The organism is Bauldia sp., from assembly GCF_965232525.1.
In the GTDB taxonomy this organism is placed as follows: Bacteria; Pseudomonadota; Alphaproteobacteria; order Rhizobiales; family Kaistiaceae; genus Bauldia.
The window spans coordinates 1,869,994-1,890,519 of record NZ_OZ246980.1 but is presented as its reverse complement, the minus strand read 5'-3'; the positions used below and the strand labels follow the sequence as shown (position 1 = coordinate 1,890,519).

Genomic DNA, 20,526 nt, shown 5'->3' with positions numbered 1-20,526 from the left:
GTCAGTGACTGTTCCGCTCGAGCACGCCGCGGATGGTCTCCATGGCCGATACCAGGCGACGGGAAACATCCTGGTTGGCCTCCTCGATCCGGCCGGAGCGGGCTTCGGCCGCGTCCAGCGCCTGGGCGAGCCGCGACCGGTCGGTGCCCAGTTGCTGCAGCTCGCTCTCCAGATCCGCGATCTTGCCGGCATGCTCCAGGCGCTGGTCGACAGCGCCTTCGACCCGGCCGATCGCGGCTTCCAACCGCGCCAGAGCGTCGTCCAGAACCGTTTCACCGGCCATGCGGACCTCCCCTCGGGCCCATCAACTCCCCTACGGCGGCTAAGGATTTGGCCCGCCGCACCTCCGATCGATAGGCCCCGCGAATCGAAGGCGCGTCAAAGCATTGCGCCAGAGAGATTAGGCATTACCCGAAGAATGCGTCAACGATGAGGACGCGACCTAAGATCCGGTTTCGCGGCGGCCGCCACCGGTTCGCATTGACTCGCCGAATCCACCTGCTATGTGTCGCCAAACCTCGGCCGGTCCGGACCCAAGAGGTTGTGGCGATCGACACCGACCGGGCCGCAAAGACAGTTTGCAGCACACTGCCCGGTACCGGAATCGACAGCCCGAACATGACTGATCCTGCCAAGCACCAGCGTATGGCGAACGCAATCCGCGCGCTCGCCATGGACGCCGTCCAGAAGGCCAATTCCGGCCATCCCGGCCTGCCGATGGGCGCCGCCGACATCGCGACGGTGCTGTTCACTCGGTTTCTCAAGTTCGACCCGACCGAGCCCTATTGGCCCGATCGCGACCGCTTTGTCCTCTCCGCCGGTCATGGGTCGATGCTGCTCTATTCCCTCCTCCATCTCCTCGGCGTCGAGGAGATGACCATCGAGGAGCTTCAGAATTTCCGCCAGCTCGGCTCGAAAACCCCGGGCCATCCCGAGAATTTCCATACCGCCGGTGTCGAGACGACCACCGGACCGCTTGGCCAGGGGCTCGGCAACGCGGTCGGCATGGCGCTGGCCGAGCGGCTGCTCGCCGCCGAGTTCGGCGATGACATTGTCGACCATCGCACCTACGTGATCGCGTCCGACGGCGACCTGATGGAGGGCATCAGCCACGAAGCGATCTCGATCGCCGGCCATCTCAGGCTATCGAAGCTGATCGTGCTGTTCGACGATAACGGCATCTCCATCGACGGGCCGCTGGCGCTGGCCGAGTCCGGCGATCAGGTGGCCCGGTTCGAGGCGGCCGGCTGGGAAGCGACCCGCATCGACGGCCACGATCCGGAAGCGATCGCGGCGGCCATCGAGGCGGCGCACGGCAACGACCGGCCGACGATGATCGCCTGCAAGACGACCATCGGCCACGGCGCGCCGACCAAGGCCGGTACTGCATCGTCTCACGGTTCGCCGCTCGGCGACGAGGAGATCGCCGGTGCCCGCGAGGCGCTCGGCTGGGAGTATCCGCCGTTCGAGGTCCCGTCGGACATCCGGGACAGCTGGCGGATCACTGGCCTGAAGGCGAGCCAGCTCCGCAAGGACTGGGCCAAGCGGCTGGCCTCGATCGACGCCGAGCAGCGCGCGGAATTCGACCGGCGCATTCGCGGCGACCTGCCGGCCAACTTCGACGAGGCGATCGTCGCCTACAAGAAGACGCTGGCGGCGGAGCGGCCCAAGGTCGCCACCCGCAAATCGTCGGAGATGGCGCTCGATGTCATCAACGCGGTGGTGCCCGAGACCATCGGCGGGTCCGCCGACCTGACCGGCTCGAACAATACGCGGTCGCAAGGTTTGACCGCCGTCAATGCCGACGACTTTTCCGGCCGCTACATACACTGGGGTGTGCGCGAGCACGGCATGGCCTCCGCCATGAACGGGATGGCGCTTCACCGTGGCGTCATTCCTTATGGCGGTACGTTTCTGGTCTTCAGTGACTACGCGCGGCCGGCGATCCGGTTGGCCGCCTTGATGGGCAACCGGGTGATCTTCGTGATGACTCATGACTCGATCGGCCTCGGCGAGGACGGACCGACCCACCAGCCGGTCGAGCAGTTGGCAGCATTGCGCGCCATGCCCAATCTCCTGGTGTTCCGCCCCGCCGACGCTGTCGAAACCGCCGAGTGCTGGCAACTGGCGCTGGAGCGCCGCACCAGCCCGAGCATCATCGCGCTCACCCGCCAGGGCCTGCCGACCGTCAGAACTGAATTCGAAGAAGACAACCTTTGCGCCCGCGGCGCCTACGAGCTGTCGCCGACCGATGACGACGCCAAGGTGTCGCTGTTCGCCACCGGCTCGGAGGTCGAGATCGCGCTCGCCGCGAAGGTCCTGATCGAGCAGGCCGGCCACGCGGCACGGGTGGTGTCGGTTCCGTCGTTCGAGTTATTCGCGGAGCAGAGCGAGGACTACCAGGCCGAAGTCATCGGCTCGGCGCCGGTCAAGGTCGCCATCGAGGCGGCGGTCCGGCAGGGCTGGGACCGGTTCATCGGTAACCGCGGCCTGTTCATCGGCATGGACGGCTTCGGTGCCAGCGCGCCCTACAAGGCGCTCTATGAAAAGTTCGGAATAACGGCGGAAGCGGCGGCAGAGGCGGCACTCGACCGCCTTTCGGTGCTCGCCTGATTTGTGAGTGGAGAGAACGACATGACCGTCAGGGTTGCCATCAACGGGTTCGGACGCATCGGCCGTCTGGTTCTGCGCGCGATCATCGAATCCGATCGCAAGGATATCGAAGTCGTCGGGGTCAACGACCTCGGTCCGATCGAGACCAACGCTCATCTGCTGCGCCATGACTCGGTGCACGGCAAGTTCCCGCATACCGTGACGGTCGACGGCGACACGATGGATGTCGGGCGCGGACCGATCAAGGTGACTGCCATCCGCAACCCGGCCGAACTCCCCTGGAAGGAGCTCAACGTCGATATCGCGCTGGAGTGCTCCGGCGTCTTCAACTCGAAGGAAAAGGCCTCCGCCCATCTCGAAGCCGGCGCCAAACGCGTGCTGGTCTCCGCGCCGGCGAGCGGCGCCGACAAGACCATCGTCTTCGGCGTCAACGACGAGCAGCTGACCAGCGACGACATCGTCGTGTCCAACGCCTCGTGCACGACCAACTGCCTCGCGCCGGTCGCCCATGTGATGCAGCAGACGGTTGGCATCGAACACGGCTTCATGACCACCGTGCACTCCTACACCGGCGACCAGCCGACGCTGGATACGCTGCACAAAGATCTCTACCGGGCTCGCGCCGCGGCGCTCAACATCATCCCAACATCGACCGGCGCCGCCAAGGCCGTCGGTCTGGTCCTGCCGGAACTGAACGGCAAGCTCGACGGCACGGCGCTGCGCGTCTCCACGCCGAACGTGTCGCTGGTCGACTTCAAGTTCGTTGCCAGCCGGCCGACGACCGTCGATGAGGTCAACAACGCGGTGAAGGAAGCGGCCGCGTCGAACCGGCTTTCCGGCATCCTCGGCTTCACCGAGGAGAAGCTGGTCTCGATGGACTTCAACCACGACCCCCACTCCTCCACCTTCGCCATCGACCAGACCAAGGTCATGGAGGGCACCTTCGTTCGGGTCGTCGCCTGGTACGACAACGAGTGGGGCTTCTCGAACCGCATGGCCGACACCGCCGTCGCGATGGGCAAGCTCTGACGAGAGGCCGCAAATGGCTGCCTTCAAGACCCTCGACGACGCGGAGCTCGCCGGCAAGCGGGTGCTTTGCCGGGTCGATCTCAATGTGCCGATGACCGCCGGCGCGGTCAGCGACGACACCCGCATTCGTGCGGTGGCGCCGACCATCGCCGAAATCGCCGACAAGGGCGGGCGGGTGATCCTGCTTGCCCATTTCGGCCGCCCCAAGGGTCAGCCCAATCCGGATATGTCGCTCGAACCGGTGGTCGCTGCAGTGACAGAGGTGCTCGGCCGCCCGGTTGGCTTCACGCCGGCGACGATTGGCGAGACCGCGAAAGCGGCGGTCGACGCGATGAAGGACGGCGAGATCGTACTGCTCGAAAATACCCGCTTCCACGCCGGCGAGGAGAAGAACGACCCCGAGCTCGTCGCGGCGATCGCCGAACTGGGCGATCTCTACGTCGATGACGCCTTCTCCGCCTCGCACAGGGCCCATGCTTCGACCGAGGGACTGGCCCACCGGCTTCCGGCCTATGCCGGTCGCGCGATGCAGAAGGAGATCGAGTCGCTGGAATCGGCGCTCGCCCATCCGGAGCGCCCGGTGGTCGCCGTCATCGGCGGCGCCAAGGTGTCGAGCAAGATCGATGTCCTGGAGAACCTGACCGGCAAGGTCGATGCTCTGGTGATCGGCGGCGGCATGGCCAACACCTTCCTGCTCGCCAAGGGCGTGTTGATCGGCCGCTCGCTGGCCGAACCAGACCTGGTCGAGACCGCCAGGCGGATCATGGCGGCCGCCGACAAGGCCGGCTGCGAGATCGTTCTGCCGGTCGACGCGGTGGTTGCCGTTGGACTGGAGCCCGGTATCGACAGCCAGGTAGTCGACATCGACGCGGTGCCCGACGACCAGATGATCCTCGACATCGGGCCGAAATCGATCGCCACCGTCGAGAGCTGGATCAACCGGGCACGGACGCTGGTCTGGAACGGACCGCTCGGCGCGTTCGAGGTGCCGCCGTTCGACGCAGCGACCGTCGCCGTGGCCCGCCACGCCGCCGACCGCACCCAGACCGCCGGGCTGAACTCGGTGGCCGGCGGCGGCGAAACGGTGGCCGCGCTCCATCACGCCGGCGCGGCCGAACGCTTCGGCTCGATTTCCACCGCCGGCGGCGCCTTCCTGGAGTGGCTCGAAGGCAAGGCCCTGCCGGGTGTCGAGGTTCTCCGGCGCGATCGATAGGCATGCCGCCCGCCGACCTCGCGATCCGCCCGCTCCGCCAGGAGGACCGGCCGGCGTGGGCGATGCTGTGGCACGGCTATCTCGGTTTCTACGACGCTGCGCAATCGCCGGACGACACCGACATCGCTTGGGCACGGCTCAACGATCCGCACGAACCGATGTTCGCGCTCGGCGCGACTGTCGACGGCGACCTCAAGGGCATCGCCCACTGTCTCTTCCATCGATCGTTTTGGACGCGCAGCGACTATTGCTATCTTCAGGATCTGTTTGTCGCCGAAGACGCCCGTGGCGGCGGCCTGGGACGGGCGCTGATCGAGGCGGTCTATGCGCGAGCCCTTGAGGCCGGCGCGGGGCGCGTCTATTGGCTGACCCAGGAAGACAACCACGCCGCCCGCGCGCTCTACGACAGGATCGCATCGCGGACCGGCTTCATCCAATATCGCAAGATGCTGTGAACAAGGGGAACAGAATGGCCGAAACACTGGAAGACATCGCCGCCCGGATGGTCACCGGGGACAAGGGGATCCTCGCCGCCGACGAAAGCACCGGCACCATCACCAAGCGCTTCGACACCATCGGCGTCGAGTCGACCGCCGACACCCGTCGCGACTATCGCGAGATGCTGTTCCGCAGCGACGAGGCGATGCGCAACTACATCTCCGGCGTGATCCTTTATGACGAAACGATCCGCCAGTCGGCCGCCGACGGTACGCCGCTGGTCGACATCATCGCCGGCACCGGCGCGGTCCCGGGTATCAAGGTCGACACCGGCGCCAAGCCGCTTGCCCTGCGGCCGAACGAGAAGATCACAGAAGGGCTCGACGGCCTGCGCGAACGGCTGGCCGAGTACTATGATCTCGGCGCCCGTTTCGCCAAATGGCGCGCGGTCATCGATATCGGCGACAAGCGTCCGACCTATCCTTGCATCAGCGCCAACGCCCATGCGCTCGCCCGCTACGCGGCGCTCTGCCAGGAAGCGGGGATCGTGCCGATCGTCGAGCCGGAAGTGCTGATGGACGGCCCCGATGCCAGCCATGACATCGACACCAATTACGACATCACCGAATGGGTCCTGAAGACCGTCTTCATGGAGCTCTACTTCGCCGGTGTTCGTCTCGAAGGCATCGTGCTCAAGCCCAACATGGTCGTCCCCGGCAAGAACGCCGCCGACCAGGCGTCGCCACAGGCGGTGGCGGAGAAGACGGTCCGGGTCCTGAAGAACTGTGTGCCGACCGCGGTGCCGGGCATTGCGTTCCTCTCCGGCGGCCAGAGCGACGAGCAGGCGACCGAGCATCTCAGCCTGATCAACGACCTCGGCCCACTGCCCTGGGCAGTCACTTTCTCCTACGGCCGGGCTCTCCAGGCCGCCGCGCTGAACGCGTGGCAGGGGAAGGTCGAGAACGTGCCGGCCGCCCAGCGCGCGTTCCTCCATCGCGCCCGCATGAACAGCCTCGCGGCGGCCGGATCGTGGACACCGGACGCGGAGAAACAGGCCGCGTAGCCGCAAGGGCTTGTATTGGCGTAGACTTTCCGGAAGGCTTGGGTGCGAATATCTTAACCGGAGCCGACTAAGCCAATACATATGACCGCGGGCGACCGAGGAGGCCGCGGAGAAAGCCATGCCTGACACGGACGACGATCGCTGCCGTCTTTGCCTGGTGGTTCCCGCCGGCGCTGATCCGGTCGTGTTCGCGCCGCTTCTCCGCGACGCCCTTGGCGGCGGAGACGTTGCCGCGGTGATTGTCGCCGGCAGCGGCGGCGAACTGGCGGCGATGGCCGCCGCGGCGGTACCGATCGCCCAGGCCGAGGGCGCCGCGGTCCTGGTTCAGAACGACCGCGAGGTCGCCGAACGGATCGGTGCCGACGGCGTTCACCACGATCAGGGCGCCGAAGGCGCGGCCGCTGTCGTTGAGGCGTTGCCGCCGGGTCGTATCGTCGGTGTTGGTGGCTTGAAGGACCGCCACCAGGCGATGACCGCCGGCGAAGCCGATCCGGACTATGTCTTCTTCGGTTTGCTCGATGGCGACCGTGACGACGCCATTTTCCCCAAGGCGCTCGACATGGCGGCGTGGTGGTCGTCGATCTTCGTCGTGCCTGCGATGGTGATGGGCGGGCGCACCCCGACCTCGGTGTCGGAAGCGGCCAATATCGGCATCGAATTCGTCGCGTTGCGGGACGCGGTATGGACCGATCCGGCCGGGCCGGCCGCCGCGGTCGCAGCAGCGAACAAGGCCCTGGTCCGGGTCGGGGAAGCGGCCCAATGAGACCCGCCGCCCTTGCCGCCGTGGTGATCCTCGCCGCCCTTCCGGCCGCGCTTGGCCAGGACAACCCGATCGTACTGACCCCACCGGGGTTGGAAGCGATCCCCGCACCACCACCGGAGACGCCGGTCGTCCCGCCGCCGGCCGTCACTGCCCCGACGACAGCCGCGCCGGCCATCGCCCTGCCCGCCGTGGCGGTCCCGTTGCCGCGGCTAAGGCCGCAGCAGGCCACCGCCCTCCGGGGACCCGATACGCCAACCTTGCCGAGCACTGGCTTCGACGCCGCGCCGCTACCGACCGATCTCGACAGCGGCGACGGGGCCACCGAGCCGGTCGACAACGCGGGCGATCTGGCGTTGAGGGCGCCGCCAGGGCCGCCGAGCGGGCCCGATCGCGCCTATGGCGCCTTCCAGCGTGGCCTCTATCTCACCGCGTTCGAGCTGGCGATCCTGCGGGCGGAACAGGGCGACACCGCCGCTCAGACGCTGATCGGCCTCATCTACGAAGGCGGCTACGGCGTGCCCCAAAGCCTGCCCGACGCCTTCGCCTGGTATCAGCTTGCTGCCACCGCCGGCGACCGCGAAGCCCAGTTCGCTCTCGGCCTTATGCACCTCCAGGGCCGCGGAACCGATCTCGACCGGTCGCAGGCCGCGGACCTCTTCGAACAGGCGGCGCGGCAGGGCCAGGTCGACGCGATGTACAATCTCGGCCTGTTTCATCTAGAGGGCGAGGTCCGGCCGCGGAACCCGGACGTGGCGGCCGCTTATATGCGGCGCTCCGCCGAGGCGGGCAATCCCGACGCCCAGTACGCGCTCGCTCAGATCTATGCGCAAGGGCTTGGCGTACCCGTCGACGACGACGCCGCGGCACGGTGGCTCGGCTCGGCAGCGCGGCTCGGCGTCGTCCCGGCCCAGGTGGAATACGCGATCCGCCTTGCCAATGGCCAGGGCATCGCCAGGGACGATACCGCCGCCTCCCAATGGTTCGAGCGCGCCGCCAACGCCGGCGATCCCATCGCCCAGAATCGGCTTGCCCGCATGCTGGCGATCGGCGCCGGACAGCCCGCCGATCCGGTCGATGCGGCCAAATGGCATTTCCTCGCCTCCGACGCCGGCAAGCGCGACGACTGGCTCGACGCCTTCGTCGATGGACTGACCGGAGATCAGCGGCAGGCAGCCGTGGCCGCCGCGCAACGCTGGCCGGCCGACTGACCCCGCCCTCCGCCGACCGCTTGAAACCGCGCGGGAAGTATGGTGGACACGGCCCGGCCGCGCAGTGCGGCGCGGAGGTCTCGCATGGCGCGCACGGCGCTTCTCAATGTCATGGTCAATGCAGCGCTCAAGGCCGGCCGCGGCCTGGCGCGCGATTTCGGCGAGGTCGAAAACCTCCAGGTGTCGGTCAAGGGCCCCGGTGATTTCGTCTCGGCCGCCGACAAGCGGGCCGAAGAGGTAATCATCGGCGAACTGGCCAAGGCGCGACCGACCTACAGCGTTCTCGCCGAGGAGTCCGGCACCACCGAAGGCTCCGACACATCCCACCGCTGGATCATCGACCCGCTGGACGGCACCACCAATTTCCTGCACGGCATTCCGCTCTTCGCCATCTCCATCGGCCTCGAACGGGAGGGCGTTATGGTGGCGGGTGTGATCTACAACCCGATCATGAACGAGCTGTTCGTCGCCGAGCGCGGCGCCGGCGCCTTCCTCAACGACCGGCGTCTGCGCGCTGCCCGCCGCAGCGACCCGACCACCTTCGTCATCGGCACCGGCATGCCCCAGCTCCATCGCCCTGGCCAGGACGAGTACCTCGGCGAACTGCGCGCGGTGATACGTAATGTCGCGGCGGTGCGCCGCCTCGGCTCGGCTGCGACCGACCTCGCCTGGACCGCGGCGGGACGCTACGACGGCTACTGGCAACACATGGTGAGCCCCTGGGACGTCGCCGCCGGGATCGTCATCGCCCGCGAGGCCGGCGTCATCGTCACCGATGCGAGCGGCGGCGACACGATGCTCGATGGCGGCGGCGTGGTCGCCGGCAACGAAACCGTGCACCGCCAGCTTCTCGGCTTCTTGTCCGAACCGTCATAACCGCTGTCCCTCCCGATCGCCTCGGGCACCTGATCGGCCGAACGCCGCGATTTTGCCGTTTCTCTCTGCTCGCAAATCACGTTAAGTATCGCGAGGATCGAGAAAGGGCTTAGAATCTTGCGTCTATTCGGACGAGGCCGCGCGCGCGAGTACGATCCGTACAAGCTCGCCACCCCGCAGATTTATCTGTGGCGGATGATCATCTTCCTGGTCATCACCGGCTTTATCGCTTTGATCCTCTGGCGCCAGATTTATCAGGCGTTCCTTGCCAATCCCGGCCTCAACGGCGTGATCGTCGCGGTCCTGATCATCGGCATCCTGCTGTCCTTCCGGCAGGTCCTGCGCCTGTTCCCCGAGATCCGCTGGGTCAACACCTTCCGCATCGCCGAGCCTGGCCTTGAGGTCGACCGGCCGCCGGTCCTGCTGGCGCCGATGGCGACCCTGCTCGGCGACCGGATCGGCCGGATGGCGATCTCGACCCAGACCATGCGCTCGATCCTCGATTCGATCCTGATGCGGCTCGACGAGGACCGCGACATGTCGCGGTATCTTGTCAGCCTGCTCATCTTCCTCGGCCTGCTCGGCACGTTCTGGGGCCTGCTGCAGACCGTCTCGGCGGTCGCCAACACGATCCAGAACCTCGACGTTTCGTCGGGCAGCACCGGCGTCATCTTCGAGGAACTGAAGGCCGGGCTGACCGACCCGCTTGGCGGCATGGGCACCGCTTTCTCGTCCTCGCTGTTCGGTCTCGCCGGCTCGCTGGTGCTTGGCTTTCTCGACCTTCAGGCCGGCCAGGCCCAGAACATGTTCTACAACGACCTTGAGGACTGGCTGTCGACCGTCACCGACCTCGATCCGGAACTGATGGACAGCCGCGGCGCGTCCACCACCGAGGATATCCGCGCGGCCATCGAGCGATTATCGCGAGCGATTCAGGAGGGCGGCCAGGACGGCGGCTCGACCCAGCGGGCGACCACCGCGATGGCCAATCTCGCCGAGGGCATCCAGGGTCTGGTCCAGCACATGCGCAGCGAACAGCAGGTGATCCGCGGTTGGGTCGAGACCCAGTCGGAACAGCAGCGCGACATGCAGCAACTGCTGGAGACGATTTCACGGGCGCTCCAGAACCCGGCGGGTGAGTGATGGCAGCAACGCTGCGCGCGCGACGGCCGGGGCGCACGGAGTACTGGCCGAGCTTCGTCGACGTTCTCACCAACCTGCTGCTGGTGTTCATCTTCCTCCTGTCGATTTTCGCGCTGGTGCAGTTTCTGCTGACCCAGGAGGTGTCGAGCCGCGACGAGGTGCTCAACCGGCTGAACGCCCAGATCGCCGAACTGACCGAGCTGCTCGCGCTGGAACGCGCTGGCCAGAGCGAGGTGACCGAGAACCTCGCGACGCTGCAGGCGAGCCTGTTCGCCGCCGAGTCGGAGCGCGACCGGCTGCAGGGGCTGCTCGACAACCAGTCCGACGCCGCCCTCAACGCCGGCGATCGCGTGGCGCAGTTGACCGCGGAACTGGACGACGAGACCGAGGTCAGCCAGCGGGCGTTGGCGCAGGTCGAGCTCCTCAACCAGCAGATCTCCGCCCTCCGCCGGCAGATCGCGGCATTGGAAGACGCGCTCGACGCCTCGGAGGCGCGTGATCGGGAAAGCCAAACCCGGATCGCCGATCTCGGCCGGCGGCTGAACGTCGCCCTCGCCCAGCGGGTCCAGGAGCTTTCGCGCTACCGTTCCGATTTCTTCGGGCGTCTCCGCGAAATTCTCGGCGACCGGCCGGACATCGAAATCGTCGGCGACCGCTTCGTCTTCCAGTCGGAGGTGTTCTTCGAGACCGGCTCGGACGAGGTCGGCACCGAGGGTCTGACCGAGCTTGAGAAGCTCGCCGAGGCGATCGTCGAACTGAACCAGGAGATCCCGGAAGATATTCCATGGGTGCTGCGCATCGACGGCCATACCGACAAGCGGCCGATCACCAGCGGGCGTTTCGATTCCAACTGGGACCTCTCCGCCGCACGAGCGATTTCGGTGGTCAGCTACCTGATCGACGAGGGAATTCCGCCGGATCGACTGGTTGCCGCCGGGTTCGGCGAGTTCCAGCCGATCGAGGACGGCGAGACCGACGACGACTTCGCCCGCAACCGTCGGATCGAGCTCAAACTCACCGAACGCTAGACGGACGCGCTCCGCTTCGCTATATCCACGCCCGACCCGGCGCGCGGATTGCGGCGCCCACAGCTTCCAAGGCCGTTGCCATGAAAAAAGACATCCACCCCGACTATCACGAGATCAAGGTCGTGATGACCGACGGGACCGAATACGTCACCCGCTCCACCTATGGTGCCGAGGGCGACACCCTGACCCTTGATATCGACCCCAAGACCCACCCGGCCTGGACCGGCGGCGGCCAGCATCTGGTCGACCGTGGCGGCCGCGTCTCGCGGTTCAAGAACCGCTACAAGGGCCTGATGGGGAACTGACCGGTCTCACCGGTTATCGAAGTGAACAAAGGGCCCTTCGGGGCCCTTTTCATTTGCCCGCGATAGCGAAGGCCCGTTCGATCGCGCCGATCTGGCGGGCAACCGGATTGTCGCCGACGGCTTCGCCCTCGCCGGCCTCGAGCCGCCGCACCCGCGCCTGAAGGCGGAGTGAGCGCACGATGAGATCCTGCAGAGTTGCCGGCAGAGCGTCCCAGCCGGCTCCTTCCGTCGCCGTCGCGAGACCGGTGAGCTTGACCTTGGATTTCTCGGCATTCGCCCGCTCGGCCGACATCTCGCCGTCGTTCACCGCCCGCTGCAGAAGCAGCCACGACGCCACCTGCATCAGCCGGGTGGTGAGCCGCATCGATTCGGTCGCATAGGCGAGTGCACCGACCCGGCTGAGCCGCCGAGACTCCGCGCGACCATCGCCGTCGAGATAATCGGCGGTTTCCTCGACCAGAGTCATCCCTTCGCGAAACAGCGTCAGAAACGCCTCGGACCCGACCAGGCGTCGGGTGAATGGGATCGGGGTACCGGCGCCCTGCTGTCTTTCGGCCATGCCAACCATTCGTCCGTTTTTGGCCGCCGGCCGCGAACGGCGACGCAACGTGGCCCCAAAACCGGTGGTCTCATGGTCGGCGCGGGTGTGCAAGCACGAAAAAAAGAGCCGTGGGATGCACGGCTCTTGAAGTCTTGTACAGGGAGGCGTCAAACAGAGTGGCAGGAGCCACTCGAATCCAGATGACTGGATGACTGAGAGTAAACACCCGTAAAGCTTAAGGTTAGGTTAATCGGTTAATAGAACTTGTACCGAACCCCGGCCAAGGCGCTGTTTTTTCGTGGACACCGCCCTGGCAGTCGCCGGGCGGCTAGCGCTTGAAGAACGAATCGGCGACATCCGCGCTGTCGCGCTTGGCGGCGATGGCCGCCTCGATGCGCGCGATCTCATCCTGGAGCAGCGCGATGCGATCCGCGAGCTCCTCCAGCGACAACGGCGCCAGGTCTTCGCCGATCGCGTGACGTGGCGTCGATTTCGGTTGATCTTCGTCGTGCATCGCCGTCGCCTCCCCGTTCGTCCCCGCGCGGAAATCTAGCGTCGCCCGTCACGATTGTCATGAGGCCGGCGAACCGCTAGATCGGGCGAGATCAAGCCAAACCGAGGATATCCATGGCCGCCCTCCCCGACTCCATGACGGCAATCGTCATCCGCGCGCCCGGCGGTCCGGAGATGCTGGTTCCCGAATCGCGTCCGCTGCCGCAACCGGGAGACGGCGAACTGCTGGTCAAGGTTCAGGCGGCGGGGGTCAACCGGCCCGACATCATGCAGCGGCGCGGCCAATATCCGCCGCCTCCCGGGGCGCCGGCGGACATCCCCGGTCTTGAAGTCGCCGGCACCGTGGTGGGCCTCGGCGCGGGCGCGAGCCGCTTCGCGCCGGGCGAGGCCGTCTGCGCCCTGCTTCCCGGCGGCGGCTATGCCGAATACGCCAAAGTGCATGAATCGAACGCCCTGCCGATCCCCAAGGGTTTCACCATGCGCGAGGCGGCGGCGGTCCCCGAGACCTACTTCACCATCTGGCCGAGCATCATGGAGCGCGGGCAGCTTTCGGTTGGCGACACGATCCTGATCCACGGCGGCGCGTCGGGGATCGGCACCAGCGCGATCCAGCTGGCCAAGGTCGCCGGCGCCCGGGTCATCGTCACCGCAGGCACGCCGGAGAAGTGCGACACCTGCCGCAAGCTCGGCGCCGACGTTGCCATCAACTACAAGACCCAGGATTTCGTCGAGATCGTCAAGGCGGAGACCGGCGGCCTCGGCGCCAATGTCATTCTCGACATGATCGGCGGCGACTACGTCAATCGCAACTACGAGGCCGCCGCGGTCGAGGCGCGCATCGTTCAGATCGCCGTGCAGCACGGCGCCCGCGCCGAAGTCGACATCCGCCGGCTGATGATGAAGCGGCTATGGCATACCGGATCGACGCTCCGGCCCCAGTCGGTCGCCTTCAAGGCGCGCATCGCCACCACGCTTCACGAGAAAATCTGGCCGCTGTTCGAGGCACGGCGGATCGCCCCGGTGATCGGCTCCACCTATCCGCTCGCCCGCGCCGTCGATGCTCACGAGCGGATGGATGCTGGCGACCACATCGGCCGGATCGTGCTGACCGTCGCCGACGATTGAGGCTGACCGGGCAATGGCCACGACGCGGATTGCCACGCTAGCCATGGCGGCCTATATACCCGGCCATCCCCTTTCATTCGAATGTGGACAAAGCCTTCGCCGGGACGGCGAAGCAGCGGGAGAGGTCTATGAACACGCCGTTGATGCCCAAGGCGACCGCCGTATGGCTGGTCGACAATACTGCGCTCACCTTCGATCAGATCGCCCACTTCTGCCGGCTCCATCCCCTGGAAGTCGCCGCGATCGCCGATGGCGAAGCCGCCATGTCGATCAAGGGGGTCGACCCGATCCTTACCGGTCAATTGACGCGTGAGGAGATCGAAAAGGGCCAGAACGATTCGGAGTACCGCCTCAAGCGGTCGGAGAACAAGGTGCGGGTGCCGGTCGCCAAGCGCAAAGGCCCGCGCTATACGCCGGTGTCGCGCCGACAGGACCGGCCGAACGCCATCCTCTGGCTCCTGCGTAACCATCCGGAGCTCAAGGATGCCCAGATCATGCGACTGGTCGGAACCACCAAGCCGACGATCGAATCGATCCGCAACCGGACCCACTGGAACGCCAACAACCTGACGCCGCTCGACCCGGTGACCCTTGGCCTTTGCGCCCAGCTCGACCTCGACATGGAAGTCGAGAAGGCCGCCAAGGACGCGCCGGCCGAGCCTCAGGCTGAAGAAGGCGCCACCCTGTTGCCGGCGGCCGAGACCGCCATTGCGCCGGCCGAGCCGGTGGAACCGGCGTCGCCGGCTGCCGAGCCCGATCGCGGCGAGGAAGCCGACATCGAAGCCGACGCGGTTTTCGCCAAGCTGAAGTCGCTGAAAGGGCCGGAACCGAGCGCCGAAGACGACGCCTGACGTGGCGACACGCGCCTAGGCTTCATGGGTCATCCGGGCGAGATAATCCTCAAGCGTCCGGCCGGGAACACGCGGGAAGCGATCGTCGCCGAGGTTGACCGCCTCTGCGCGGTCGACCCGAAAAGTGCGGAAATCGTCGCGCAGCTCGCACCACGCCGCCAGCGTCCACACCTTGCCCCAAAAATGCAGGGCGAGCGGCCAGACGGTCCGTTCGCTGCCGCCACCGGTCGCGTCCTGATAGGCGAAGCGGACCTTGAGCCGCTCGTCGATGGCGCTGGCGAAGTCGTCGAGGTTGCGCCGCTCCGCTTCCTGGACGCGGAAGCCATGAGCGAAGATCGGGACATTCTCCGCGGCCCGCATCCGGTCCGCCGGCACCACCGCCCCGATCTTGACCAGGGCTTCGGTGGCCGCGTTGGCGAGCGATCGCCCGGCCCAGGCCTCGACCATGCGCGCCCCGACGATCAGCGCCTCGATTTCCGCTGGCATGAACATCAGCGGCGGCAGGTGATAGCCCGGCCGCAACAGGTAGCCGACCCCGGCCGCGCCGTCGATCGGCACGCCTGAGGTCTGGAGGTCGCGGATGTCGCGATAGACGGTGCGGACCGAGACCTCGAGGGACTCGGCGAGGCGCTGCGCGGTAACCAGACGGCCACCGCGCAGACGCTGGATAATCTCGAAAAGGCGATCGGCGCGCCGCATCGTCGATCAGCGGCCGAACAGGCCGATGCTATTGCCGTCCGGGTCGGTGCAATAAGCGAAACGCCCGGCGGGGATGGTAAAGATATCGCTGATCACCTTGCCGCCGCTCTCGCGCACCCGGTCGAGCGCCGCCTCAAGCGGATCCGGAGACGCCAGATGGATGGTGTTACCGGTGCCGTCCGCCGACGATTTGCCGGGATAGAGGTGGCCGGCAACGCTGCTTTTCTCGTCCTCGGCGACGAACATCGCCATCGGGTTCGGACCCGTGTCGTCTTCCTTCAGCTCGGTCTGAAGCACCGTGTTGTAGAATGTCTTGGCGCGTGCCATGTCGCTGACCGGGATTTCGAACCAGACCGCGAAGTTAGGTGGTGTGAACTTGGACATGCGTCCCTCCTGTGGTTGACGACGCGAAGGTCGCACACCCCTCCTGACAGCATTCTGTCAGGAAACGGCGGGAGGGTGAAAGCCCCGTTTGGCGATCCGCCGTGGCGCGGATTTCGATCCTACTCGGTCACCGGCACGGTGTAATTCAACGGCAGACGGCCGCCGTCCGCGTAGATTGTCTGGCCGGTGATGTAGCTCGCCTCGTCGGAGGCGAGAAAGGCCACGACCGCGGCGATTTCCTTCGGTTCGCCGATCCGGCCGAGCGGGGTTCGCGACAGAATCCGTTGCCGCGCATCGTCGTCGGCCAGTGTCGTTTCCAGCAACTCGGTGGCGATCGAACCGGGACCGACGGCGTTGACGCGAATGCCGTGCGGGGCCAGCGCCAGAGCCATCACCTTGGTCAGTTGCCCGACACCGCCCTTGGACACCGTGTAGGGGACCTGGTTGGCGATCGCGAATATCTCGTTCACCGACGACAGGTTGACGATCGCCCCTGGAGTCCCGCCCTCGGCGATCCGGTCGACCATATGCCGGGCCACCGCCTGCCCGCACAGGAATGCGCCCTTGAGGTTCACCCGGAGCACATTGTCGAAGTCCGCCTCGTCGACTTCGAGGAAGTCGGCCTTGACCAGCGTCGCCGCGTTGTTGACCAGGACGTCGATGTCGCCGAAGGCATCGATCGTCGCCGCCACGGTGTTGCGCACATCGAGCCGTTCGCCGACGTCGCATTCGATGAAGCGAACCGGGCCGAGGACGCTGAGTTCCTCGACCGCTTTCGGTCCGGTGGAATCATCGATGTCGGCGATCACCACCTGCGCGCCTTCTTCCAGAAAGCGCCGGGCGATGGCGTAGCCGATTCCCCGTGCGGCCCCGGTGACGATGGCGACCTTGTTGTCGAGCAGCATCGGCTCTTCTCCCCACTGAAACTCTGAACGATTGACCGACCCGCCCCGGGTGTTGCGCCAATGCGCAATCCACTATTATCCCACCTCGGCCGTCCGGTCGCCCGTCCCAATCCAGAAATCCATGATCGACAATCCCTGGTTCTATGCGGCCGCCGTTCCGGCCATGCTCATTCTCGGCCTGTCTAAGGGCGGTTTCAGCGTCCTCGGCCTGCTGACCGTCCCGATCCTGTCGATCGCCATTTCCCCGGTTCAGGCCGCGGGCATCACCCTGCCGATCCTGCTCCTTAGCGACATGGTCGCGCTCTATTCCTATTGGCGCCAATGGAGTTGGCGCATGCTCGCCGCCCTGCTGCCCGGCGCGCTGGTCGGCATCACCGTCGGATGGCTCACCGCCGCGTGGGTGAGCGAAGGGCAGATCAGGCTGATCGTCGGCGCGGTATCGGTCGCCTTCGCCTTGAACCACTGGCTCCGGCGCCGCGACGCACCGCCGGCACGCCCGACCGCGGCGCGCGGCCTGTTCTGGGGAACCGTCGCCGGATTCACCAGCTTCGTCAGCCACGCCGGCGGCCCGCCCTACCAGGTTTACGCAGCGCCGCTCCGTCTGCAGCCGCGCATTTTCGCGGCGACCTCGGTGGTGTTCTTCGCCATCGTCAACGGCGTGAAGGTGGTTCCCTATTTCTTCCTCGGCCAGTTCAACCCGGCCAATCTGATGACCTCGGCTGTCCTGTTGCCGCTGTCCATTCCCGCGACCATTCTGGGAGTCTGGATCGTCAAGCGGATCGATCCCAAGATCTTCTACGAATGGATCTACGTGCTGGTGTTCGTTGTCGGCGCGTTTCTGGTGGTCCAGAGCCTGCTCGGCATGGTCTGACCGAACGCGGGGCGGCCCACCGGCGCGAGAACCGGCCGGCCGCGATAGTTCGCGATCAGGTCGGGGGCGACCAGGGCGAACAGGGCTTCAACCCGACCGGCGTTGAAATCCTCGGTCCACTGCCTGAGCTGTTGCTCGATGGCCGCGGCATCGTCGGCGGCGCGCAGGCCCGCGGCATGGAGCGTCATAACGCCCAGAGCGACGACAACACGCAACAGGGTCGACCGGATCATGACGGCGGCCTCCTTTGTCGGCGTGCTGGCACGATTGGAGCATCACCGAGCCCTGTCAAGACGAGTGCGGTTCCCCTCGCCCTGCGTTCAGGATGCCGGGTCGAGCGCGCGCATCAGAAACTGATGAATCGCCCGGACCTTCGGCGTGCGGTGGTTGTCGCGGTGGGTCACCAGCCACAGCGACGCGGTCCAGTCCTCCGGCGGTGGGAACAGCCGGACCAACACCGGTTCGGGCGCAAGATCCCAATCGATCAACGGCGCGACCCCTATGCCGGCCAGCGCCGCGCCCCGGATCGCCTGGATCGTTCCGCAGCGAAACACGATCTGATCGTGCGGGACATTGCCGTCGACCCAGCTCGCCGGCCGGTTTCGTGGATCGGGATTGAGAAGCGAGAGATACCTGTGGCCGGCGATGTCCTCGCGCCGCGCCGGTGTCCCGAACCGGGCGACATAGTCGGGATGGGCGAAGAACGTCACCGCGATGGGGCGCAGCGGACGGGCGATGTTGTCCGGCTCGCGCGGCTCTGGCCCGGCGCGGACCGATATATGCGCCTCGCCATATTCCAGCCGGAGGCGGCGGCTGTCGGCCAGGAGCTCGATCCGAGTCTCGGGATACGCACGCTGGAAGGCGGCAAGCGGCCCGATCAGTGCATCGGTCAGTTCGGGCAGTGTCGTGATGATCAGCCGTCCCGTCACGGCCCTCTCGGGACTTTGCAGGCGATGAGACAACAGGTCGAACTGTTCGGCCGTGGCCGAGGCGACCTGCAACAGGATGTCACCGGCGTCGGTCGGTGTGTAGCCCCGAGAATGCCGCTGAAAGAGCCGCACGGACAGGCGTTCCTCCAGCGCGTTGATGCGGCGTAGCACCGTCGCATGATGGAGCCCGAGCACGTCGGCGGCGGCGCTCAACGTCCCGTGCTCTGCCACCGCCGCGGCGATACGGATGTCGTCCCAGTTTGGTCGCTGTGCATCCATACACAACAACTGTGCGGAAATCGGCCTTCCGTGCAAGCAGAAACAGCGCCATCTCCCTTCCACTCACAAGCAAAGGGGATACCGATGGAACGGACCAAATTCGGCTTCTACGGCCTGTGGGCCCTCAAGATCGTCGCCGGACTGGCGTTTATCGCTGCTGGCGCCGCGAAGCTGATCGGCGCCGAGATGATGGTGCAGACCTTCGAGGCAGTCGGCGTCGGGCAATGGTTTCGCTACGTGACCGGGATCATCGAGGTCGGCGGCGGCGCGCTCTTGTTCGTGCCCGGGCTGCAGGCCATCGGCGCCGTGCTGCTGACGGCGACCATGATTGGCGCAACGATTACGCATCTCTTCGTGATCGGCGGCAGCCCGGTGCCGGCTCTCGTCCTGCTCGTCATCACCGCGGTCATCGCCTGGGCCTATCGCCATCAACTCCCGGTCGGCGGCGCCACCGAACGGGCCTGAGCGGCGGGCTGACGGCTGCAGACTGCTCAGATGATGCCCTGCTGGCCGACGCTGGAAATCTGAAAGAACTGCGCCACCGCGACCAGCACGCTGTCGGCCGCCACCGCCGCCAGGATCAGCCCCATGATCCGGCTGAGAACGTTGGCACCGGCATCGCCGATCACGGCGATGATCGGGCGGGCCAGCATCAGGATCCCCAGCGTGATACCAAGCAGGAACCAGATGATGACCAGGTCGATGGCCGTCTCTGCGATGTTGAGAGAGTCGGAACTGTTGAGCAGAACCGAACCGAGCATCGCCCCCGGGCTCGCGATCGCGGGAATCGCAAGGGGGAAGACGGCGATGCTACGCGCCCGTTCCAGCGTGCCGATCTCCTCCTTGTCCTGCTCGGACTTGGGTGGACCGAAGATCATGGTCAGCGCGAACAGGAAGAGGACGATGCCGCCGGCGATCTGAAAGCTGGCGAGCGGAATGCCGAGTGCGTTGAGAAGCAGCCGCCCGCCGAACAGAAAGGCCGTCAGCACGATGCCGGCGACGAGTACGGCCCGAACAGCCATCATCGACCGGTGCTCGGGCTTCATATGCGCGGTGAACAGCAGGAAGATCGGCAGCGTGCCGATCGGATCGATCAACACGTACATCATCACGAACTCGTTGATGATGTTCTGGAGATCGATGTTCATCGTGAGCCCCCGGCGCGCGCCGCTTTATTGGCTCGCTGTTCGCGGCCCGCTTATGGAAGCCACAGGTCTATGAAAAAAGCAAAAACCCCGGATGGCGGGCTCTTGGCAGAAAACTCGCCGTGGTTGGGATCGACCGGTTACCGGGAGGTTGCCCGGCGATCGTTGGCTAGTGCAGGGTTGTCTTCAGCCTGGTGATCTCGTCCTTTAGTCGCAGCTTTCGCTTCTTGAGCTCGGATATTTCAAGGTCGTCAGACCCCGGATGCGCAATCGCTTCCTCGATTTCCCGTTCAAGCGCCTGATGACGCCGCTCAAGCTCGTCAAGATGCGAATTCATGGCCATCGGCAAGTGCCTCCTATTGACCCGACTGCGACACCAATCTGACATAAGTATCCTGCGCTGTCGAACAACACGAACTGTTGCTGCACCGCAGCAAGCGGGGTTTTCCACGCTTTCTCCGCATCGCCGCTTTTGACGCAAATGCGCCTTTTCTGACGCGAAATCCGTCCAGAAACCCGCGTTTGGCGTTCATCCGTAAGGGGCTTCGTGCTACCCTTCGTTGACGTGTTTGGAGGACAGACGGGGCACCGATGCCATCTTCAGA

Annotated in this window: 25 protein-coding genes; 15 read left to right on the top strand and 10 right to left on the bottom strand. The window is 66.0% G+C overall.

The features are described 5' to 3' along the window. Position 1: 1 nt before the first annotated feature. Positions 2 to 283: a DUF4164 domain-containing protein gene (locus ACO076_RS08985; RefSeq protein ID WP_421726382.1), complete on the bottom strand. Its 282-nt coding sequence runs from the start codon at positions 281 to 283 to the stop codon at positions 2 to 4. Between the two features lie 335 nt (positions 284 to 618). Here ACO076_RS08985 and tkt point away from each other — a divergent pair, with 335 nt between their 5' ends. The 11 genes from tkt to rpmE all read left to right on the top strand — a co-directional run bounded on the left by tkt (position 619) and on the right by rpmE (position 11,679). Continuing rightward, positions 619 to 2,613 carry a transketolase gene (tkt, locus tag ACO076_RS08980; protein ID WP_421726381.1) on the top strand — a complete coding sequence of 665 codons (1,995 nt, stop codon included), beginning with the start codon at positions 619 to 621 and terminating at the stop codon, positions 2,611 to 2,613. A gap of 21 nt (positions 2,614 to 2,634) precedes the next feature. Continuing rightward, the gene (gene gap / locus ACO076_RS08975) at positions 2,635 to 3,642 is read left to right on the top strand and encodes a type I glyceraldehyde-3-phosphate dehydrogenase (RefSeq protein ID WP_421726380.1); all 1,008 of its coding nucleotides are present in this window, start codon (positions 2,635 to 2,637) and stop codon (positions 3,640 to 3,642) included. Positions 3,643 to 3,655: 13 nt separating this feature from the next. Beyond that, the gene (locus ACO076_RS08970; protein WP_421726379.1) at positions 3,656 to 4,855 is read left to right on the top strand and encodes a phosphoglycerate kinase; all 1,200 of its coding nucleotides are present in this window, start codon (positions 3,656 to 3,658) and stop codon (positions 4,853 to 4,855) included. Between the two features lie 2 nt (positions 4,856 to 4,857). Continuing rightward, a complete protein-coding gene (locus tag ACO076_RS08965) occupies positions 4,858 to 5,310 on the top strand; it encodes a GNAT family N-acetyltransferase (protein ID WP_421726378.1) in 453 nt (150 codons plus the stop codon). 14 nt (positions 5,311 to 5,324) lie between these two features. After that, complete coding sequence (locus tag ACO076_RS08960; RefSeq protein WP_421726377.1) at positions 5,325 to 6,356, top strand: class I fructose-bisphosphate aldolase; 1,032 nt, start codon at positions 5,325 to 5,327, stop codon at positions 6,354 to 6,356. 118 nt (positions 6,357 to 6,474) lie between these two features. Next, entirely contained in the window at positions 6,475 to 7,119 is a 645-nt protein-coding gene (locus ACO076_RS08955; RefSeq protein ID WP_421726376.1) for a thiamine phosphate synthase, read from the top strand. After that, entirely contained in the window at positions 7,116 to 8,327 is a 1,212-nt protein-coding gene (locus tag ACO076_RS08950; protein WP_421726375.1) for a tetratricopeptide repeat protein, read from the top strand. The genes ACO076_RS08955 and ACO076_RS08950 overlap by 4 nt, the downstream gene beginning before the upstream one ends. A gap of 84 nt (positions 8,328 to 8,411) precedes the next feature. Beyond that, complete coding sequence (locus tag ACO076_RS08945) at positions 8,412 to 9,203, top strand: inositol monophosphatase family protein (RefSeq protein ID WP_421726374.1); 792 nt, start codon at positions 8,412 to 8,414, stop codon at positions 9,201 to 9,203. 195 nt (positions 9,204 to 9,398) lie between these two features. Next, positions 9,399 to 10,346, top strand: a complete 948-nt coding sequence (locus ACO076_RS08940; protein WP_421726702.1) for a flagellar motor protein MotA — start codon at positions 9,399 to 9,401, stop codon at positions 10,344 to 10,346. Then, positions 10,346 to 11,374, top strand: coding sequence for a peptidoglycan -binding protein (locus ACO076_RS08935; RefSeq protein WP_421726373.1), 1,029 nt, complete (start codon positions 10,346 to 10,348; stop codon positions 11,372 to 11,374). The genes ACO076_RS08940 and ACO076_RS08935 overlap by 1 nt, the downstream gene beginning before the upstream one ends. Positions 11,375 to 11,454: 80 nt before the next feature. Next, positions 11,455 to 11,679 carry a 50S ribosomal protein L31 gene (rpmE, locus tag ACO076_RS08930; protein WP_421726372.1) on the top strand — a complete coding sequence of 75 codons (225 nt, stop codon included), beginning with the start codon at positions 11,455 to 11,457 and terminating at the stop codon, positions 11,677 to 11,679. 49 nt (positions 11,680 to 11,728) lie between these two features. Here the strand turns inward: rpmE and ACO076_RS08925 are convergent, their stop codons facing one another. Both ACO076_RS08925 and ACO076_RS08920 read right to left on the bottom strand, forming a co-directional pair. Continuing rightward, the gene (locus ACO076_RS08925) at positions 11,729 to 12,238 is read right to left on the bottom strand and encodes a DUF1465 family protein (RefSeq protein WP_421726371.1); all 510 of its coding nucleotides are present in this window, start codon (positions 12,236 to 12,238) and stop codon (positions 11,729 to 11,731) included. Positions 12,239 to 12,548: 310 nt separating this feature from the next. Further along, the gene (locus tag ACO076_RS08920) at positions 12,549 to 12,734 is read right to left on the bottom strand and encodes a DUF1192 domain-containing protein (RefSeq protein WP_421726370.1); all 186 of its coding nucleotides are present in this window, start codon (positions 12,732 to 12,734) and stop codon (positions 12,549 to 12,551) included. Positions 12,735 to 12,847: 113 nt separating this feature from the next. Here ACO076_RS08920 and ACO076_RS08915 point away from each other — a divergent pair, with 113 nt between their 5' ends. Next, positions 12,848 to 13,858, top strand: coding sequence for an NAD(P)H-quinone oxidoreductase (locus ACO076_RS08915; protein ID WP_421726369.1), 1,011 nt, complete (start codon positions 12,848 to 12,850; stop codon positions 13,856 to 13,858). 128 nt (positions 13,859 to 13,986) lie between these two features. Then, positions 13,987 to 14,709: a DUF1013 domain-containing protein gene (locus tag ACO076_RS08910; RefSeq protein WP_421726368.1), complete on the top strand. Its 723-nt coding sequence runs from the start codon at positions 13,987 to 13,989 to the stop codon at positions 14,707 to 14,709. A 15-nt stretch (positions 14,710 to 14,724) separates the two neighbouring features. Here ACO076_RS08910 and ACO076_RS08905 read toward each other — a convergent pair whose 3' ends face one another. The 3 genes from ACO076_RS08905 to ACO076_RS08895 all read right to left on the bottom strand — a co-directional run bounded on the left by ACO076_RS08905 (position 14,725) and on the right by ACO076_RS08895 (position 16,697). Further along, complete coding sequence (locus ACO076_RS08905) at positions 14,725 to 15,408, bottom strand: helix-turn-helix transcriptional regulator (protein WP_421726367.1); 684 nt, start codon at positions 15,406 to 15,408, stop codon at positions 14,725 to 14,727. Between the two features lie 6 nt (positions 15,409 to 15,414). Further along, on the bottom strand, positions 15,415 to 15,792 hold the full coding sequence (locus ACO076_RS08900) for a VOC family protein (RefSeq protein ID WP_421726366.1): 378 nt from the start codon (positions 15,790 to 15,792) through the stop codon (positions 15,415 to 15,417). A gap of 119 nt (positions 15,793 to 15,911) precedes the next feature. Further along, entirely contained in the window at positions 15,912 to 16,697 is a 786-nt protein-coding gene (locus tag ACO076_RS08895; RefSeq protein WP_421726365.1) for an SDR family NAD(P)-dependent oxidoreductase, read from the bottom strand. A 121-nt stretch (positions 16,698 to 16,818) separates the two neighbouring features. On the opposite strand from ACO076_RS08895, the gene ACO076_RS08890 reads away from it, so the two are divergent. Beyond that, positions 16,819 to 17,568 carry a sulfite exporter TauE/SafE family protein gene (locus ACO076_RS08890; protein ID WP_421726364.1) on the top strand — a complete coding sequence of 250 codons (750 nt, stop codon included), beginning with the start codon at positions 16,819 to 16,821 and terminating at the stop codon, positions 17,566 to 17,568. Here the strand turns inward: ACO076_RS08890 and ACO076_RS08885 are convergent. Together ACO076_RS08885 and ACO076_RS08880 are read right to left on the bottom strand one after the other, a co-directional pair. Then, positions 17,505 to 17,801, bottom strand: a complete 297-nt coding sequence (locus tag ACO076_RS08885) for a hypothetical protein (protein ID WP_421726363.1) — start codon at positions 17,799 to 17,801, stop codon at positions 17,505 to 17,507. The two genes, ACO076_RS08890 and ACO076_RS08885, sit on opposite strands and share 64 nt — an antisense overlap. Positions 17,802 to 17,888: 87 nt before the next feature. Then, positions 17,889 to 18,776: a LysR family transcriptional regulator gene (locus ACO076_RS08880; RefSeq protein WP_421726362.1), complete on the bottom strand. Its 888-nt coding sequence runs from the start codon at positions 18,774 to 18,776 to the stop codon at positions 17,889 to 17,891. Positions 18,777 to 18,860: 84 nt separating this feature from the next. Between ACO076_RS08880 and ACO076_RS08875 the strand changes: the two genes are divergently transcribed. Then, positions 18,861 to 19,241, top strand: a complete 381-nt coding sequence (locus tag ACO076_RS08875; protein ID WP_421726361.1) for a DoxX family protein — start codon at positions 18,861 to 18,863, stop codon at positions 19,239 to 19,241. Between the two features lie 26 nt (positions 19,242 to 19,267). Here the strand turns inward: ACO076_RS08875 and ACO076_RS08870 are convergent, their stop codons facing one another. Both ACO076_RS08870 and ACO076_RS08865 read right to left on the bottom strand, forming a co-directional pair. Continuing rightward, positions 19,268 to 19,924, bottom strand: a complete 657-nt coding sequence (locus tag ACO076_RS08870) for a MarC family protein (protein ID WP_421726360.1) — start codon at positions 19,922 to 19,924, stop codon at positions 19,268 to 19,270. 166 nt (positions 19,925 to 20,090) lie between these two features. Continuing rightward, positions 20,091 to 20,264 (bottom strand): YdcH family protein, encoded by a 174-nt coding sequence (locus ACO076_RS08865; RefSeq protein ID WP_421726359.1) that lies wholly within the window; start codon positions 20,262 to 20,264, stop codon positions 20,091 to 20,093. Positions 20,265 to 20,526: the final 262 nt, after the last annotated feature.